We start from the raw sequence: 15807 nt of genomic DNA on the forward strand, positions 1-15807 counted from the left end.
TACTGCCATTGATGGAAACATGTCTGCGTTAAAAAGCTTACTTGTGCGGAATAATCAACACCTGCCCTACCGCTAGGCTGTCAGATCGTAGCTTATTCGCTTGGCGAATACTGTTAACACTCACGCCGTATTTTGACGCAATCTTGCCAAGATAATCACCTCTTGCGACTTTATGTTTACGCAGAGGGACATCTTTCACTTCAACCGTAATACGTAGCTTCTGACCCACTTTCAATGTTTCAGACTTCAAGCGGTTCTCACGTTTGATATCTGCCACCCGTACTTTGTAACGGCTGGCTATCTTGCCTAGGTACTCTCCAGACTTAACCGTGTGAGTTATGGTCTTGGTTTTCACTGCGCTGCTTGATGATGACCCTGAAGCACTACTTGGGATCTTAAGCACTTGGCCGATCGCTAGGCTGCTCGATTTCAGATTGTTGAATTTCATCAACGTCTGTGTCGAGGTGCCATATTTACTCGCAATCACAGACAGAGACTCACCACGAGACACTTTATGTTGGCTCACGCTACCCGTTGACGACGTTGCATTAGACAAGATAATCCCTTCTGGCGGGTTAGCCTTCAAATACTTAACGACCGCTTTGGTCACTGCTCGCGCCAATTTATCTTGGTGCGAACGTTGGAAGAGCAGCTTCTCTTCGGTCGGATTCGAAATAAAGCCCGTCTCGACCAAGACCGATGGTATCTGTGGTGAACGTAATACCGCCAAACTGGTATTGATTGGTTTACTGTTATGAAGCTTAGCAACCTTACCCATCTCAGACAGAATGGTGGTTGCGAGCTTATAGCCCTCTTTCTGTGAGTGGCTGAACTGCAAATCAAGCAGAGTTTGGTTTACGTTCTTATCATCAATATTGCCAGTGAAAGCCGCACCGCTACCACCGAGTAATTCAGACTGCTTCTCTTTGTTCTCGATCCATCGAGAGATCTCAGTATTTGCGCGTCGAGTATTCAACACAAACACCGAACCACCTCTTGGTTGAGGGGTCGTAAAAGCATCCGCGTGAATAGAGATAAACAGATGAGCTTCGTTTTCACGAGCAATCGCGACACGTCGGTTAAGGTTTACAAAGTAGTCGGCGTTACGGGTCATACGAGTTTTAATCCCAGGAACCGCATTCAACTGTGCAGCAAGCTTACGAGAAATACTCAGAGTCGCATTCTTTTCATACTTACGACTTGGACCAATAGAGCCTGGATCCTCACCACCGTGACCAGGGTCAATCACGATCAGAATGTCTTTCTGACGTTTAACCTGATTAATATTTTTGCTCACCGTTGGTTTACTCGGCTTCGACGTCGTAGTCCCCTTGCTTGCCGCACCATGAGGTAGATCGATCACCAGACGATGTCCGTACTGACCACCAGGAGTCGGGCTGAGTTTAAACAACTCCGCTGTAGAGGACTTCTTCAACTCAAAAACCAAGCGATAGGTGTTTTTGTCTGGCGGAGAACTCTTACGAATCTTAGATAGAACGGGGCTATCTTTCACCACGACCGGTAACTTAGTTGCGAGGTTGGTATGTTTTAAATCGACCACTAAACGACTCGGGCTACTCAAGGTGAAATAGCTAAAGTCCGCTTCTGATTTTAAGTCAATAACCACACGAGTTTCTTCTGGAGAAGGCCAAACCCTTAAACTTTTCAGTGAGTTTGCAGAAACAAGTGAAGAAAACAGTATAGAAAAAACAGCAGCCATCATGGCTACTGCTGAAATAAGGCGTCTAAAAATCAACATAACTCCAACTGACTAAGTAAGCGCTGTCCGTATTCACTATTAGCGGTTAAAGAAACAATACGGTGGTCGTCTTGGTAACGAATATCAATGTCCAAATCGGCTTCTGGTAGCATCCCATAGCCTTTCTCAGGCCATTCAACCAAACAGATAGCATCTGGTGTGAAGTAATCACGAATCCCCATGAACTCCAATTCTTCAGGATCGGCTAAGCGATAAAGATCGAAGTGATATACCTGCCAATCGGCAAGTTGATAAGGTTCAACTAAAGTATACGTTGGGCTCTTTACATTTCCTTGATGGCCAAGTGCTTTTACAAAGCCACGACTGAAGGTCGTTTTACCTGCGCCAAGATCACCATGCAGATAAATAGTCGTCTGCTGTGAGCAAAGATTAGAAAGCTCCGTCCCTAATTGAATCGTTGCTTGTTCATCTTTCAAAGTAAATTGTTTCGTGCTCATGAATACGTTCTCTAAAAATCGATCGTTGACTATATAAAAATCAAAAGAACAAGAATAGTAAACCGTGATGCTTTTAGTAGACAAGCACTCAAGTGTAAGTTCTATGAAAAATACTGATCAAAACACGTCAGTTCTGGTCAATATCACTAAGATCCGTTAAGATCCGCCCCCATTTTTGCCGAACCTAGTTTTAATTAGCCTTATCTCTAATTGTAAAACAGAGAAAATAAGAATTAAGAATGAAGCCATGAATCTAGACCATCTTGCTGAAAAAATTAAAATCTGGGGAAAAGAGCTCGGCTTTCAAAAAGTTGGCATCTGCGATGTTGATTTAAGTGAACACGAAGCCCCTCTTCAAGCATGGCTAGATGCTGGCAACCACGGCGAAATGGATTGGATGGCTCGACATGGAATGATGCGTGCACGTCCTGATGAACTTCATCCAGGCACCATTCGAGTGATCAGCGCCCGAATGAACTACCTGCCACCAGAAGCTCAGTTTGCTTCTAACCTAAGCGATACCACTCAAGGCTATATCAGCCGTTATTCTTTAGGCCGCGATTATCACAAATTGTTCCGTAACCAGTTGAAAAAGCTGGGACAAAGAATCGAAAAAGAGGTCGAAGGTTTAGACTCACGTCCTTTCGTGGATTCAGCGCCTATTTTAGAAAGACCGCTCGCTCAAAAAGCGGGGCTGGGTTGGACAGGTAAACACTCGTTAATTCTCGATAAAGACGCGGGCTCTTGGTTCTTTCTAGGAGAGCTGTTGGTTAATATCCCGCTTCCTGTTGATGAGCCCAGTGTTGATGAGTGCGGCAAATGCACCGCATGTATCACTTCTTGCCCAACGGGTGCCATTATTGCTGATGGCGTAGTGGATGCTCGAAAATGTATTTCGTACTTAACCATCGAATACGATGGTGTGATCCCGGAAGAATTTAGAAACGCAATTGGTAACCGTATTTATGGTTGTGATGACTGTCAGTTAGTTTGCCCGTGGAATCGTCATGCGGAACTCACAGAGCAAACAGACTTTCATCGTAGAGAAGATTTCCAAGAAGCCGATCTGGTTTCACTTTCAAGTTGGGACGAAGCAACCTTCCTAAAGAAAATGGAAGGCTCAGCAATAAGACGTATCGGCCACACCCAGTGGTTGCGCAATATCTTTGTTGCTATGGGCAATGCGCCATTTCAACAACGCATTGTTGAAACACTAGAATCTCATCAAGGCAAAAATGAAATGCTAGATGTGCATATTGAGTGGGCTTTGAATAAACAACTACAACAGTTGCCGAATGCCAGTAGCATCCAAGAAGGCAAGAATAAAGTCTCCACCAAAAAGCACAGACTTATCCGTATCGTGGAAAAAGGACTACCGAGAGACGCCTAGCCTTTAGGTACCAACGATTGGCGGACTAACGGACGCCAACAGTCCAAGATTTAAGACAACTCGTTGCACATAATTTTAGAACAATGTTTGACCTTGTTCTCAATTTCAGCAATGTGGAAAAAATTCAGAACTCTCGTAAACTTCCGACACTCTCACAAAGTTAAACACAGTACCGATAAATGATTAAGATCAAAAAACAACAAGTTAACGATCTTTTATCAAATTCAAGATAAACACTCAAACTGATAAAAAACAACAAGTTACAATCACTGTAATTCAGCTAATATATTGAAAACAAGAAAGATCTTTTGGGGATATGTAAAGAATTAAGTCTGAAATAACTTTATCAACCAAGTTATCCACACCTAACATTTTGTGGATAAGTCTGTTCATAGATGTGAAAAACCTCAAGTGTCTGCTTCAGAGACCTGATGTTTACTAGCATTCCAGTTGCTAAGAAAAATTTAAGACAAAAAAATATCCACCATGATGGAGGATTATTTGCTTTTTGGGGGGATTATGCTTCGCAGCATTAAAGAAAGAGCGTGACCTTTAAGGTCGTCTTTAAACTCTGTGATCTAAAGAAAAACACGGTGGCTTAAAGAGTCTTAATAGCTTTTTAGAAGAAAGCTGGAGCGATACATCGGGTTCGAACCGATGACCTCAACCTTGGCAAGGTTGCGCTCTACCAACTGAGCTAGTATCGCATTAGTTAACCGTTAATTCTGTCTGCTAAGAAGCTAAGTGCTTACTGTAAAGCAGTGACTAACGTGTAACTGTAATGTGGTTGCGGGAGCCGGATTTGAACCGACGACCTTCGGGTTATGAGCCCGACGAGCTACCAAACTGCTCCATCCCGCGTCCGGATGCATTATTTGAGTTAATGACTCTATATTTCCAACATCAATCCTAAGAAAGAATTTGGAGCGATACATCGGGTTCGAACCGATGACCTCAACCTTGGCAAGGTTGCGCTCTACCAACTGAGCTAGTATCGCATTAGTTATTCGCTGCTCTTACTGCCTTGGGCAATAAATGGCGCTTAACTGTAATGTGGTTGCGGGAGCCGGATTTGAACCGACGACCTTCGGGTTATGAGCCCGACGAGCTACCAAACTGCTCCATCCCGCGTCCGAATGCATTATTTAAGTTAATGACTCTGTTCTCTAAAAAGAGAGAATTTGGAGCGATACATCGGGTTCGAACCGATGACCTCAACCTTGGCAAGGTTGCGCTCTACCAACTGAGCTAGTATCGCATAAGCTAACCGTTCATCTTGTCTGCTAAGAAGCTAAGTTCTTACTGCAAGAAAGTAATCAACGTTTAACTGTAATGTGGTTGCGGGAGCCGGATTTGAACCGACGACCTTCGGGTTATGAGCCCGACGAGCTACCAAACTGCTCCATCCCGCGTCCGGATGCATTATTTAAGTTAATGACTCTGTTCTCTAAAAAGAGAGAATTTGGAGCGATACATCGGGTTCGAACCGATGACCTCAACCTTGGCAAGGTTGCGCTCTACCAACTGAGCTAGTATCGCATAAGCTAACCGTTCATCTTTTCTGCTAAGAAGCTAAGTTCTTACTGCAAGAAAGTAATCAACGTTCAACTGTAATGTGGTTGCGGGAGCCGGATTTGAACCGACGACCTTCGGGTTATGAGCCCGACGAGCTACCAAACTGCTCCATCCCGCGTCCGGATGCATTGTTTAAGTCAATGAGTCTATTTCCCAACATCAATCCTAAGAAAGAAATTGGAGCGATACATCGGGTTCGAACCGATGACCTCAACCTTGGCAAGGTTGCGCTCTACCAGCTGAGCTAGTATCGCTTAGTTAACCGTTAAACTCGTCTGCTAGAAACTAAGTTCTTACTGCAAAGAAGCTATCAACGTTTAGCTGTAATGTGGTTGCGGGAGCCGGATTTGAACCGACGACCTTCGGGTTATGAGCCCGACGAGCTACCAAACTGCTCCATCCCGCGTCCGGATGTTTCTTTTTTACGTCATAAACGCTTGAGTTAATGACTCTATATTCCCAACATCAATCCTAAGAAAGAAATTGGAGCGATACATCGGGTTCGAACCGATGACCTCAACCTTGGCAAGGTTGCGCTCTACCAGCTGAGCTAGTATCGCTTAGTTAACCGTTAAACTTGCCTGCTAGAAACTAAGTTCTTACTGCAAAGAAGCTATCAACGTTTAGCTGTAATGTGGTTGCGGGAGCCGGATTTGAACCGACGACCTTCGGGTTATGAGCCCGACGAGCTACCAAACTGCTCCATCCCGCGTCCGGATGCATTATTTGAGTTAATGACTCTATATTCCCAACTTCATTCCTAAGAAAGAAATTGGAGCGATACATCGGGTTCGAACCGATGACCTCAACCTTGGCAAGGTTGCGCTCTACCAGCTGAGCTAGTATCGCTTAGTTAACCGTTAAACTTGTCTGCTAGAAACTAAGTTCTTACTGCAAAGAAGCTATCAACGTTTAGCTGTAATGTGGTTGCGGGAGCCGGATTTGAACCGACGACCTTCGGGTTATGAGCCCGACGAGCTACCAAACTGCTCCATCCCGCGTCCGGATGCATTATTTGAGTTAATGACTCTATATTTCCAACATCAATCCTAAGAAAGAAATTGGAGCGATACATCGGGTTCGAACCGATGACCTCAACCTTGGCAAGGTTGCGCTCTACCAACTGAGCTAGTATCGCATTAGTTAACCGTTAATCCTGTCTGCTAAGAAGCTAAGTTCTACTGCAAGGCAGTGTTCAACGTGTAACTGTAATGTGGTTGCGGGAGCCGGATTTGAACCGACGACCTTCGGGTTATGAGCCCGACGAGCTACCAAACTGCTCCATCCCGCGTCCGGATGCATTATTTGAGTTAATGACTCTATATTTCCAACATCAATCCTAAGAAAGAATTTGGAGCGATACATCGGGTTCGAACCGATGACCTCAACCTTGGCAAGGTTGCGCTCTACCAACTGAGCTAGTATCGCAATCTGAAACGTCTTTCGTCGTTCAGGGCTGCGAATTATAAGAGCATTTTTTTGTGATGCAAGTCCTTAATGCAAAATTACGAAAGTTTTTACTCAACTGCTGTAAAAGCACGCAGATTTGCAAAAAAATCAGCTCTTATGTCCCTGAAAAGTTAGATAAACGTGATCATTTGATCTGATTAGATGTTAATAATCGTTTTTCGGTAGTACTGCAGTTCAGCGATCGACTCACGAATATCATCCAATGCAAGGTGACTTCCCGACTTTGAAAAACCATCGAGAACTTCGGGTTTCCAACGACGAGTCAGCTCTTTCAGGGTACTTACATCGACATAACGGTAATGGAAGTACTCTTCCAGCTCTGGCATGTGTTTGTATAAGAAACGGCGATCTTGGCCAATGCTGTTACCACAAATCGGTGATTTACCTTTTGGTACCCACTTCTCAAGAAACTCAATCGTTTGTTGAATAGCCTCTTGCTCTGAAACCGTGCTTTCTTGAATTCGTTTCACTAAGCCGCTGCCGGTGTGGGTGGTTGTACACCACTCGTCCATCTTGTCCAATTCACTCTGAGGTTGGTGAATAGCCAAAACAGGTCCTTCAGCCAGGATGTTAAGCTCACTATCAGTAACGATAGTAGCAATTTCAATGATTTTATGAGTTTCAGGATCAAGTCCTGTCATCTCTAGATCAACCCAAATAAGGTTCTGATCGCTAAAGGACATAAGGCGTCGCCTATTTGTTTATGTATAAAAGAGGTACTATACCCAAATAACTATACTCAAACTAGCTTTAGGGCCATCGAAATCAATGGTACCAACAACATTCCGTTTGAGTCCTCAATCATCAAGTTAGATGTGTTAAGTGAAAAATTGTGGCTAAAAAAAAGAAGTTAACCAAAGGTCAAGTGCGTCGTGTACGTAGCAACCAGAACAAGCGACTCAAGAAAGAAGATTCTATCCAGTGGGATGAGAACATGCTTGGCGGAACAAAAAGCGGACTCGTAATTACGCGCTTTGGTCAACATGCCGATATCGAAGATCTTGAAACCAACGAAGTTCACCGTTGTAACTTACGCCGCAGTATTGAAACGTTAGTTTCTGGAGACAAAGTCATTTGGCGCGCAGGACTTGAATCAATGGCCGGCATCTCTGGTGTTGTAGAAGCCGTTGAGCCAAGAACGTCAATGCTAACTCGCCCTGATTACTACGACGGCCTAAAACCGGTTGCTGCTAACGTTGACCAAATGGTTATCGTTTCAGCTGTACTGCCAGAGCTATCACTTAATATCATCGACCGTTACTTGATCGCCTCTGAAACGGTGAATATTGCCCCGTTAGTTGTGCTCAATAAAGTCGACTTGCTGACAGAACAACAAATTAGCGAATACCGCGAAACGCTGAAAATATACGAGAAAATCGGCTATAAAGTCATGTTCGTCAGTAAAGAGTCGGGTTACGGCATCAAAGAGTTGGAAGCCGAACTGAAAGATCGTATCAACATTTTCGTTGGTCAATCTGGCGTAGGTAAATCCAGCGTCGTGAATGCACTCATGCCAACATTAGACATTGAAGAAGGCGCGGTTTCTGAAAACTCAGGACTGGGTCAACACACGACGACTGCAGCGCGTTTGTATCACTTCCCTTCTGGTGGTGATCTTATCGATTCCCCAGGGGTACGTGAATTCGGCCTATGGCATTTAGAACCCGATGAAGTCACAGATGCTTTCATTGAATTCAAGCCATACCTAGGTGGTTGTAAATTCCGTGACTGTAAACACAATGACGATCCTGGATGCCTGCTACGTGAAGCCGTTGAAGACGGTAAAATTAGCCGCTTACGTTTTGCTAGCTACCATCGCATTATTGAAACAATGGCTGACAACAAAGATAACCGTCAGTACTCACGAAGCAAGAAAGCCGATCTCTAATCGCGTTTTTGTGAACAAATGTGTGCATTTACTGACAATTGGCGCGAATTTAAGTAACATCTCGCGCCCTAAACCGTCATCGACAGATTTAATTGAAAAACAATTAGCATTGGAAAATTAATACAATGGATAAGATTAAAGTTGGATTGCAGTACTGGATCCCACAGCATGGGCTAACTCGCCTCGTCGGTAAACTGGCATCTGCTAAAGCGGGTGGCTTAACGACAGCGATCATCAACTGGTTCATCAAGCAATACAAAGTAAACATGGATGAAGCTCTGCATAGCGATCCAAAACACTTTAAGACATTCAATGAATTCTTCGTACGTGAATTAAAAGAAGGCATGCGCCCTGTCGCTGAAGGCGAATCCGTGATTGTTCACCCCGCTGATGCTCGCGTAAGTCAGTTTGGCCCAATTACTGATGGTCAACTGATTCAAGCTAAGAACCACAACTACTCAGCACGTGAGCTATTGGGTGGTGATGCTGCTCTAGCGGATGAATTTAAAGACGGCGAATTCGCTACGCTTTACTTGTCGCCAAGTGATTACCATCGCGTGCACATGCCATGTGACGGCACACTGCGTCAGATGATCTACGTTCCGGGTGACCTTTTCTCTGTAAACCCGTTAACGGCAGAGAACGTTCCAAACCTATTCGCACGTAACGAGCGTGTAGTTTGTATCTTTGATACTGAGTTTGGCCCAATGGCACAAGTGCTGGTTGGCGCAACTATCGTTGGCAGCATCGAGCAAGTATGGGCTGGCACCATTACTCCACCTCGTGGTAACTCAGTTTACAAATGGGATTACCCTGCACAAGGTGATACAGCCGTCGTCTTGAAGAAAGGCGAAGAGATGGGCCGCTTTAAGCTTGGTTCAACGGTTATCAACCTGTTCGCTAAAGACGCAATCAAGTTTGACGAAACGATGCAAAATGGCGAGAAAACCGTTCTAGGCACCCCTTTCGCGCATATCGCGGGCAAAGACGCTGAGACTGAAGCTGTTGATTCAACAGAGAACACAGACCAAGTCTAACTCTCTGAGTTAACTTAGTAAGCTTTAAGGGCGCGTTAGTTTTCTATTTTTAGAGAATAACGCGCCTTTTTCTTATCTAGTTCGAGACATTTCCCTTCAAGGTTTCAACCAATCTAACTACCGATAACCTTATTCTCAACGAGCAGTACGTCGAATTGCCTCATAAAAAGATTGACCAAAAACAAAACAACTGTCGAAACCTTAAACAAGTTTCCGATTTTACAACCCGTCTCCAAGTACCAAAAATCCAGATAACTTACTCTATTTGAAGATATTTTATTCATAGGGTCTTTGTACATGCCTAAACTCAATGTTGGCGTTCTGGCCAAGCTGTTGATTTGTTTTGCGATTCCCTTGGGCGTGTTATTCATGCCGATAGATTCAATACCAATCGATGATCTCACGCTGATTCAACACCGCTTGTTGGCAATATTCTTGTTGGCCGCTCTACTGTGGGTGCTTGAACCCGTTCCGGTATTCGCCACTTCCATTTTGATCATTGCGCTTGAACTGGTGATGATTTCCGACAAAGGCTTACACCTATTTAGAAATCCACCAGCGGGGCACGATCTCGGTGAGTTAATCAAATATACCGACATATTCGGTGCATTTTCGTCACCAATCATCATCCTCTTCATGGGTGGTTTTGCGCTCGCGATATCGGCATCTAAGTACGAACTCGACAACAACTTAGCCCGAGTATTGCTCAAACCATTTGGTACAGAACCGCGCTTCATTATGCTCGGCTTAATGCTGATCACCGCCGTGTTCTCAATGTTCATGTCAAATACCGCAACAACGGTAATGATGCTCGCACTGCTAGGTCCAATCGTGGCGTCAGCACCAAAAGGCGACATGGGGATCAAGGCGTTGGTGTTGTGTATTCCAATTGCTGCTAACACCGGTGGTATCGCGACACCCATAGGTACACCACCCAACGCCATCGCACTTCAATACCTGACGGGTGAGAACAGTATCGACTTCCTTAGCTGGATGATGATGGGCTTGCCCTTCGTAATCATTCAACTGACCATCGCTTGGTTCCTTCTACAGAAATTTTTCCCGTCCAAGGAAAGAAACATGGTGCTCAAGCTTGATGGCCAATTTAGAAAAAGCTGGCGTGCGATTGTGGTTTACGTCACCTTCGCCGCCACCATCCTATTGTGGATGACCACCAAACTGCATGGTATGAACACCTATGTGGTGTCTATCATTCCACTGGCTGTCTTTACCCTAACGGGCATCATGGGCAAAGAAGAACTTAAGCTGATTAACTGGGATGTATTGTGGCTAGTAGCAGGTGGTATTGCGATTGGTATAGGACTAGATAAAACAGGCTTAGCCGTGGCACTCGCACACGCGATTGATTATGAGTCGCTCTCACCAACGGCGGTAGTGCTAACGTTATCAATCGTATGTTGGTTAATGGCGAACTTCATGTCGAACACCGCGACTGCCAACTTATTGATGCCGATCGCCGCTGCGATTGGCGCATCCATGGAAAGCTTGGTTGCGATAGGAGGCCTGCAAGGACTACTGGTTGTGGTCGCCTTCTCTGCATCGCTAGGTATGATTTTACCCGTATCGACACCACCAAACTCGTTGGCCTACTCGACCGGGCTTATCGAAAGTAAAGACATGGCGAAGATGGGTATCATCTTAGGTCTTGTCGGCTTGTTAATGGTCTACCTCGCGTTGTTCATCATCACCTAAGAGACGTTCAACGATCACTTTTATTCCGACTAAGGTGCTAAATGTAAATTTAGCGCCTATTAGCGCTATCTCACGCACAATGGCCACAACAAGTGATTGATTTTTAAATCAATAAATAACTGTGACTTTACTTCACTGTTTTACAAAAATCAGAGTAAATATATTTAGAATTTATGATTTTAAACACATTCATTCTGCCTAAGACAACGACAATATACCCCTATAAGAAACACATCACTTCAATATCAAGTACGTCACCGTAGTTAGATTTTTGTCTAATAAAGAGGAATGGACCTTGAGACATACTATTAAGTTTAAAATTCAGATCGCCATTGCGGTCATTATTGCCGTCGTAAGTGGCGCTCAAGCTTGGATATCGGTTAATCAGCTGACTCAAGAGACTGAAGTCGCGATCAACCAAGAAATGAAAAATGTCAGTGTTGGCACCACCAATTACATTGCCGATTGGCTGTCAATCCGCAGTGATATGATGCTTGCCAATGAATCGACCATTTCAAGCAATAGCAACTCTGATCGCGAGTTATTGATCACCAAGCAAGCCGGACAATTCTTGTCTGTTTATGCAGGGTTCAGCGATGGCACTATCGCCTATGGCGACAAAGGTGAAGATTGGCCAGCAGGCTACGACCCGCGCACTCGCCCTTGGTATAAAGATGCAAACGCAACATCAGACCTCATCATTACCGAACCTTATCAGGACTTTGACGGCAGCATTGTCATCAGCTTTGCGAAAGCATTCAGTGGTGATAGACAAGGTGTTCTCGCGGCCGATCTAACCGTAACCAGCATTATTGATACCGTGCTTAATGTAAAACTGGAGAACGATGGTTTTGCGTTTTTAGTCGACGGCAATAACAACATTGTGGCCTACAGTGATGAAGAACTGAGTCAAAAACCACTGACCAGTTTGAATCCAGAACTAACAACCAACAAGGTGTCACAACTACTTCAAGACCAAATGATCACCACTCTAACTTGGCCTGGTCAAGGCGATAAGCTGGTTTATATTGCCAATGTCCCGAACACCGATTGGTCGTTAGGTATCGTTATCGATAAAGACATGGCGTTTTCTGCAGTATCCGATGCCATTCAATTCATCACGCTGACCTCTTTGATTTTGTACATCATCATTTCAATAGCGAGTACCGTGGTTATCAACCGCCTACTTTCTCCATTACAAACACTGTCTACAGCGCTGACTCAACTCGCTCAAGGCAGAGGCGACCTTACCCAACGCATTGATATCACACGTATGGATGAGATTGGCAAACTTGCCGAGCTTGTGAACCAGTTCTTGAGTCAAATGCAAAGCATGTTGAAGGGCGTGATAGAGCACAGCCACGATCTCAACAACCATGCAGAGAAAGCCAATCAACTGGCGACCCAATCTTCGATTAGCGTTGAGAATCAACAAAACGATATCAACCAAATTGCGACCGCGATTCATGAAATGTCGGCTACCGCAGCCGAAGTGGCTAGCCATGCCGAATTAACGGCATCCGCTTCTCAGGCATCCGCTACCGCTTGTAATGAAGGCCAAGAGGTAATCCAACAAAACCGTGATGCGATTACTGGCCTTGCGACTCAAGTTGAAGACGCCGCCAATGTTATTCGTGAATTAGAGAGCAATGCGCAAAGCATCAATCAGATCCTATCCACCATTCAAGGCATTGCCGAACAGACCAACCTGTTGGCATTGAATGCAGCGATTGAAGCCGCTCGTGCGGGTGAACAAGGTCGTGGGTTTGCGGTTGTGGCCGATGAAGTTCGAGTGCTCAGCCAACGAACGCATGGCTCGACCGAAGAAATCCGCGTGATGATTGATACGCTGCAAAAGAATACCGAACATGCCGTTGAAAGCATGACCACCAGCACTCAACTGGCAGAGAATAGTGTTGGCTTCGCAGAACAAGCCCATGGCAGCCTGACTAAAATCACGCAAGCGATCACTGAAATCAACGATATGGCGCTGCAAATCGCGAGTGCTGCAGAAGAGCAACGCGCGGTCAGCGAGGACATCAGCCGTAATACGCAAGGAATCAAAGACGCCTCTGACGATCTAGCACAACAAGCGGAAAGCAGTCGCAATAGCTCAAATGAAATGAGCAGCGCTGCAGAGTCAATGCGCCAAGACGTAGAGCGCTTTAAGGTATAGCGCTTTGAGGTATAGCGCGCCTCAAGCAAAGTAAGTTGGACCACACCAGCAAGCGACAGCTGACATAAACTAATCACTGAAACAAAGTCGTTCTTTCATAAAAATCACTTTGTTCTCAGTTCGGTTTGATGCATATTGATGAGCTAATTTATCCCAGACACAAGGATGTTATTCAGATGGGATTTGAATGGTTAGCTCTAGCTGCCGCTTTTCTATGGGCGATTGCGAGCCTAATGTCAGTAAAACCCGCTCAACACTTAGGTTCTTTCGCCTATAGTCGTTGGCGAATGGGTTGTACCGCGATCATCTTATCGAGCATGGCTTGGTTTACGGGTGGGTGGTCAAGTGTCGAAGCCGACCTAGTCACACCCATGATGCTATCTGGCCTAATTGGCATCTTCATTGGTGATACCGCCCTATTTGCCTGTTTGAACCGCATGGGTCCGCGCCAAGCGGGTTTGCTGTTCTCTTGTCACGCCGTTTTCTCGGCCATTCTTGGTTACTTCCTGTTTAGCGAAAGCATGACTTCGGTGGAGCTTATTGGCTCGGCGTTGGTGTTTAGTGGTGTATTAACCGCAATCTTCTTTGGTCGTCGAGGGCAATCGAATAACCAACTCGAAACCATTAAGGGTACGGTGTGGATTGGTGTGGCGCTGGGAATCACCGCCGCGATCTGCCAAGCATTGGGCGGCATTATTGCCAAACCCGTGATGCAAACCAGTATCGACCCAATTGCAGCCTCTGCCATTCGAATGATCACCGCCTTTGTTGCTCACTCACTGTTTCGCTTAACAGGCGCCAAGCTTTCGCGCGCGATCAATCCAATGAATAAACAAATATTCGCAATTACTGCGGTTAATGGCTTTTTAGCGATGGCCGTGGGAATGACGCTGATCTTGTATGCACTGCAAGAAGGTAATGTCGGCATGGTCGCGCTGTTATCTTCGACCACACCCATCATGTTGTTACCAATACTCTGGTTGTACACCAAACAGAGGCCGAATGCCTACGCTTGGTTCGGCGCCATTGTTGCCGTAGTGGGCACCGGTATCTTGGTCAGCTAATGGCACCGGAATTCTGGTCAGCGAGTGAGGCGAGTTGGAAGCTGAGAGTTAATGGTGAATAGCTAATGACCATTAACTCTCAATAACAACAAAAGAAAAAAGCTAAGAACGCGGGAACGGAAAAGCCGTCACGTCATCGATATGGTCGTAGCCCAAAGCCAACATAATCAGACGATCAATACCTAAAGCAACACCTGCACAGTCTGGCAAGCCCGCTTTTAATGCCTCAATCAAATGATGATCAATCGGTTGAGGCGATAATCCCATCTCGATACGTTTTGCATTGTCATCTTCAAAGCGCTGAAGTTGTTCTTGTGGTTTATCTAGCTCATGGAAGCCGTTTGCTAGTTCAATCCCTTTGAAATACACCTCAAAGCGATCCGCCACTCGTGAATCATTCGGGTTAATCTTGGCTAGTGCAGCTTGTGAAGCCGGAAAGTCATAAACAAACGCAGGTACTTGTTGCCCTATCTTAGCTTCAACCCCAATACTAAACAGCAGCTGCAACAAGGTGTCACGATCGTCTTCTGGATCTGCAATATCACTGAGTCCAAGTGGTGCAGCCGCTTGCTTCAACGTATCCATCGAATCTTCCAACGGACAAACACCTAACACATCAATAAAGGCTTGTTGATACGTCATTCTTTCTGCAGTGCCCGACTTCAGTATCTGTTGTAACAACAAATCCATTTCATCCATCAGGTCATGATGATCAAAGCCAACGCGATACCACTCCAACATGGTGAACTCAGGGTTATGGTAACGGCCATTCTCTTCATTACGAAAAGACTTACAAATTTGGTAGATACAGCCACTGCCCGACGCTAACAGCCGTTTCATATGAAACTCTGGACTCGTCATAAAGAATAGCGGTTGACCTTGCGCATAACCTGGCCCTACGAATTCCGTTTTGAAGGTATGTAAATGCACATCCGTCACCGTAGCGTGACTCATCGCAGGTGTATCCACTTCCATCACGTTTCGTTCTGTAAAGAACTGGCGAATTTGATTAAGGATATCAGCACGTTGATTTAACTGCTTAATGGTTGCGGCCGGTTGCCATGTAGAGTGCATTATTAAGTTCCATATCACTGAATTCTAGGCGACGAAAATTACCACCTTTCGTCTCTTTTGTAAGCTTCTATCTGTCTATTGATGAAAGCAAAATGTTGTTTTAATGAAGCCAGAAAATTACGTTCTACAATACAATTATCAATACAGCTTCCACATCAACATTGATAACGAAAATCATACTCAACAAGCCGTTAACACCAGTC

General features: G+C 45.1%; 10 protein-coding genes and 17 tRNA genes. 6 read left to right on the forward strand and 21 right to left on the reverse strand.

The features are described 5' to 3' along the window. Window positions 1-37: 37 nt before the first annotated feature. Window positions 38-1759, reverse strand: a complete 1722-nt coding sequence (locus AC3CHU_RS14775; RefSeq protein ID WP_488524812.1) for an N-acetylmuramoyl-L-alanine amidase — start codon at window positions 1757-1759, stop codon at window positions 38-40. After that, complete coding sequence (gene tsaE, locus AC3CHU_RS14780; RefSeq protein WP_004735870.1) at window positions 1753-2217, reverse strand: tRNA (adenosine(37)-N6)-threonylcarbamoyltransferase complex ATPase subunit type 1 TsaE; 465 nt, start codon at window positions 2215-2217, stop codon at window positions 1753-1755. The genes AC3CHU_RS14775 and tsaE overlap by 7 nt, the downstream gene beginning before the upstream one ends. A 247-nt stretch (window positions 2218-2464) precedes the next feature. Between tsaE and queG the strand changes: the two genes are divergently transcribed. Further along, a complete protein-coding gene (gene queG / locus AC3CHU_RS14785; protein WP_114634284.1) occupies window positions 2465-3607 on the forward strand; it encodes a tRNA epoxyqueuosine(34) reductase QueG in 1143 nt (380 codons plus the stop codon). Between the two features lie 631 nt (window positions 3608-4238). On the opposite strand, the gene AC3CHU_RS14790 is transcribed toward queG, so the two are convergent. The 18 genes from AC3CHU_RS14790 to orn all read right to left on the reverse strand — a co-directional run bounded on the left by AC3CHU_RS14790 (window position 4239) and on the right by orn (window position 7335). Continuing rightward, window positions 4239-4314 (reverse strand) — tRNA-Gly (locus tag AC3CHU_RS14790). Between the two features lie 77 nt (window positions 4315-4391). Further along, window positions 4392-4468, reverse strand: a tRNA-Met gene (locus AC3CHU_RS14795). A 61-nt stretch (window positions 4469-4529) separates the two neighbouring features. Beyond that, window positions 4530-4605, reverse strand: a tRNA-Gly gene (locus AC3CHU_RS14800). Between the two features lie 56 nt (window positions 4606-4661). Continuing rightward, window positions 4662-4738, reverse strand: a tRNA-Met gene (locus AC3CHU_RS14805). A gap of 51 nt (window positions 4739-4789) precedes the next feature. Further along, window positions 4790-4865 (reverse strand) — tRNA-Gly (locus AC3CHU_RS14810). Between the two features lie 77 nt (window positions 4866-4942). Then, window positions 4943-5019, reverse strand: a tRNA-Met gene (locus AC3CHU_RS14815). A 51-nt stretch (window positions 5020-5070) separates the two neighbouring features. Then, a tRNA-Gly gene (locus AC3CHU_RS14820) sits at window positions 5071-5146 on the reverse strand. Window positions 5147-5223: 77 nt separating this feature from the next. Next, window positions 5224-5300 (reverse strand) — tRNA-Met (locus tag AC3CHU_RS14825). Window positions 5301-5360: 60 nt separating this feature from the next. Then, window positions 5361-5436, reverse strand: a tRNA-Gly gene (locus tag AC3CHU_RS14830). Window positions 5437-5511: 75 nt separating this feature from the next. Further along, window positions 5512-5588, reverse strand: a tRNA-Met gene (locus AC3CHU_RS14835). A 78-nt stretch (window positions 5589-5666) separates the two neighbouring features. Further along, a tRNA-Gly gene (locus AC3CHU_RS14840) sits at window positions 5667-5742 on the reverse strand. Between the two features lie 75 nt (window positions 5743-5817). Beyond that, window positions 5818-5894 (reverse strand) — tRNA-Met (locus AC3CHU_RS14845). 61 nt (window positions 5895-5955) lie between these two features. Further along, a tRNA-Gly gene (locus tag AC3CHU_RS14850) sits at window positions 5956-6031 on the reverse strand. Window positions 6032-6106: 75 nt separating this feature from the next. Further along, window positions 6107-6183, reverse strand: a tRNA-Met gene (locus AC3CHU_RS14855). Between the two features lie 61 nt (window positions 6184-6244). Beyond that, window positions 6245-6320, reverse strand: a tRNA-Gly gene (locus AC3CHU_RS14860). Between the two features lie 76 nt (window positions 6321-6396). Then, window positions 6397-6473 (reverse strand) — tRNA-Met (locus tag AC3CHU_RS14865). A gap of 61 nt (window positions 6474-6534) precedes the next feature. Beyond that, window positions 6535-6610, reverse strand: a tRNA-Gly gene (locus AC3CHU_RS14870). 179 nt (window positions 6611-6789) lie between these two features. Continuing rightward, complete coding sequence (gene orn / locus AC3CHU_RS14875; protein WP_004733351.1) at window positions 6790-7335, reverse strand: oligoribonuclease; 546 nt, start codon at window positions 7333-7335, stop codon at window positions 6790-6792. 149 nt (window positions 7336-7484) lie between these two features. Between orn and rsgA the strand changes: the two genes are divergently transcribed. The 5 genes from rsgA (at window position 7485) to AC3CHU_RS14900 (ending at window position 14530) form a co-directional block, all read left to right on the forward strand. Next, a complete protein-coding gene (gene rsgA, locus AC3CHU_RS14880) occupies window positions 7485-8540 on the forward strand; it encodes a small ribosomal subunit biogenesis GTPase RsgA (protein ID WP_004733350.1) in 1056 nt (351 codons plus the stop codon). A 125-nt stretch (window positions 8541-8665) separates the two neighbouring features. Beyond that, the gene (asd, locus tag AC3CHU_RS14885; protein WP_065207274.1) at window positions 8666-9577 is read left to right on the forward strand and encodes an archaetidylserine decarboxylase; all 912 of its coding nucleotides are present in this window, start codon (window positions 8666-8668) and stop codon (window positions 9575-9577) included. Between the two features lie 297 nt (window positions 9578-9874). Next, window positions 9875-11290, forward strand: coding sequence for an SLC13 family permease (locus AC3CHU_RS14890; RefSeq protein WP_488524813.1), 1416 nt, complete (start codon window positions 9875-9877; stop codon window positions 11288-11290). Window positions 11291-11585: 295 nt separating this feature from the next. Beyond that, window positions 11586-13466 (forward strand): methyl-accepting chemotaxis protein, encoded by a 1881-nt coding sequence (locus tag AC3CHU_RS14895; protein ID WP_488524814.1) that lies wholly within the window; start codon window positions 11586-11588, stop codon window positions 13464-13466. Window positions 13467-13642: 176 nt separating this feature from the next. Next, window positions 13643-14530: a DMT family transporter gene (locus AC3CHU_RS14900; RefSeq protein ID WP_054547897.1), complete on the forward strand. Its 888-nt coding sequence runs from the start codon at window positions 13643-13645 to the stop codon at window positions 14528-14530. A gap of 102 nt (window positions 14531-14632) precedes the next feature. Here the strand turns inward: AC3CHU_RS14900 and epmA are convergent, their stop codons facing one another. Next, entirely contained in the window at window positions 14633-15604 is a 972-nt protein-coding gene (epmA, locus tag AC3CHU_RS14905) for an elongation factor P--(R)-beta-lysine ligase (RefSeq protein WP_488524815.1), read from the reverse strand. Between the last annotated feature and the right edge of the window lie 203 nt (window positions 15605-15807).

The organism is Vibrio sp. QJM3NY_39, from assembly GCF_057785895.1.

Excerpts from the sequence above, each read along its gene's own strand:
- AC3CHU_RS14775 (WP_488524812.1), bottom strand. The coding sequence starts at position 1,759 with ATGTTGATTTTTAGACGCCTTATTTCAGCAGTAGCCATGATGGCTGCT.
- tsaE (WP_004735870.1), bottom strand. The coding sequence starts at position 2,217 with ATGAGCACGAAACAATTTACTTTGAAAGATGAACAAGCAACGATTCAA.
- queG (WP_114634284.1), top strand. The coding sequence starts at position 2,465 with ATGAATCTAGACCATCTTGCTGAAAAAATTAAAATCTGGGGAAAAGAG.
- orn (WP_004733351.1), bottom strand. The coding sequence starts at position 7,335 with ATGTCCTTTAGCGATCAGAACCTTATTTGGGTTGATCTAGAGATGACA.
- asd (WP_065207274.1), top strand. The coding sequence starts at position 8,666 with ATGGATAAGATTAAAGTTGGATTGCAGTACTGGATCCCACAGCATGGG.
- AC3CHU_RS14890 (WP_488524813.1), top strand. The coding sequence starts at position 9,875 with ATGCCTAAACTCAATGTTGGCGTTCTGGCCAAGCTGTTGATTTGTTTT.
- AC3CHU_RS14900 (WP_054547897.1), top strand. The coding sequence starts at position 13,643 with ATGGGATTTGAATGGTTAGCTCTAGCTGCCGCTTTTCTATGGGCGATT.
- epmA (WP_488524815.1), bottom strand. The coding sequence starts at position 15,604 with ATGCACTCTACATGGCAACCGGCCGCAACCATTAAGCAGTTAAATCAA.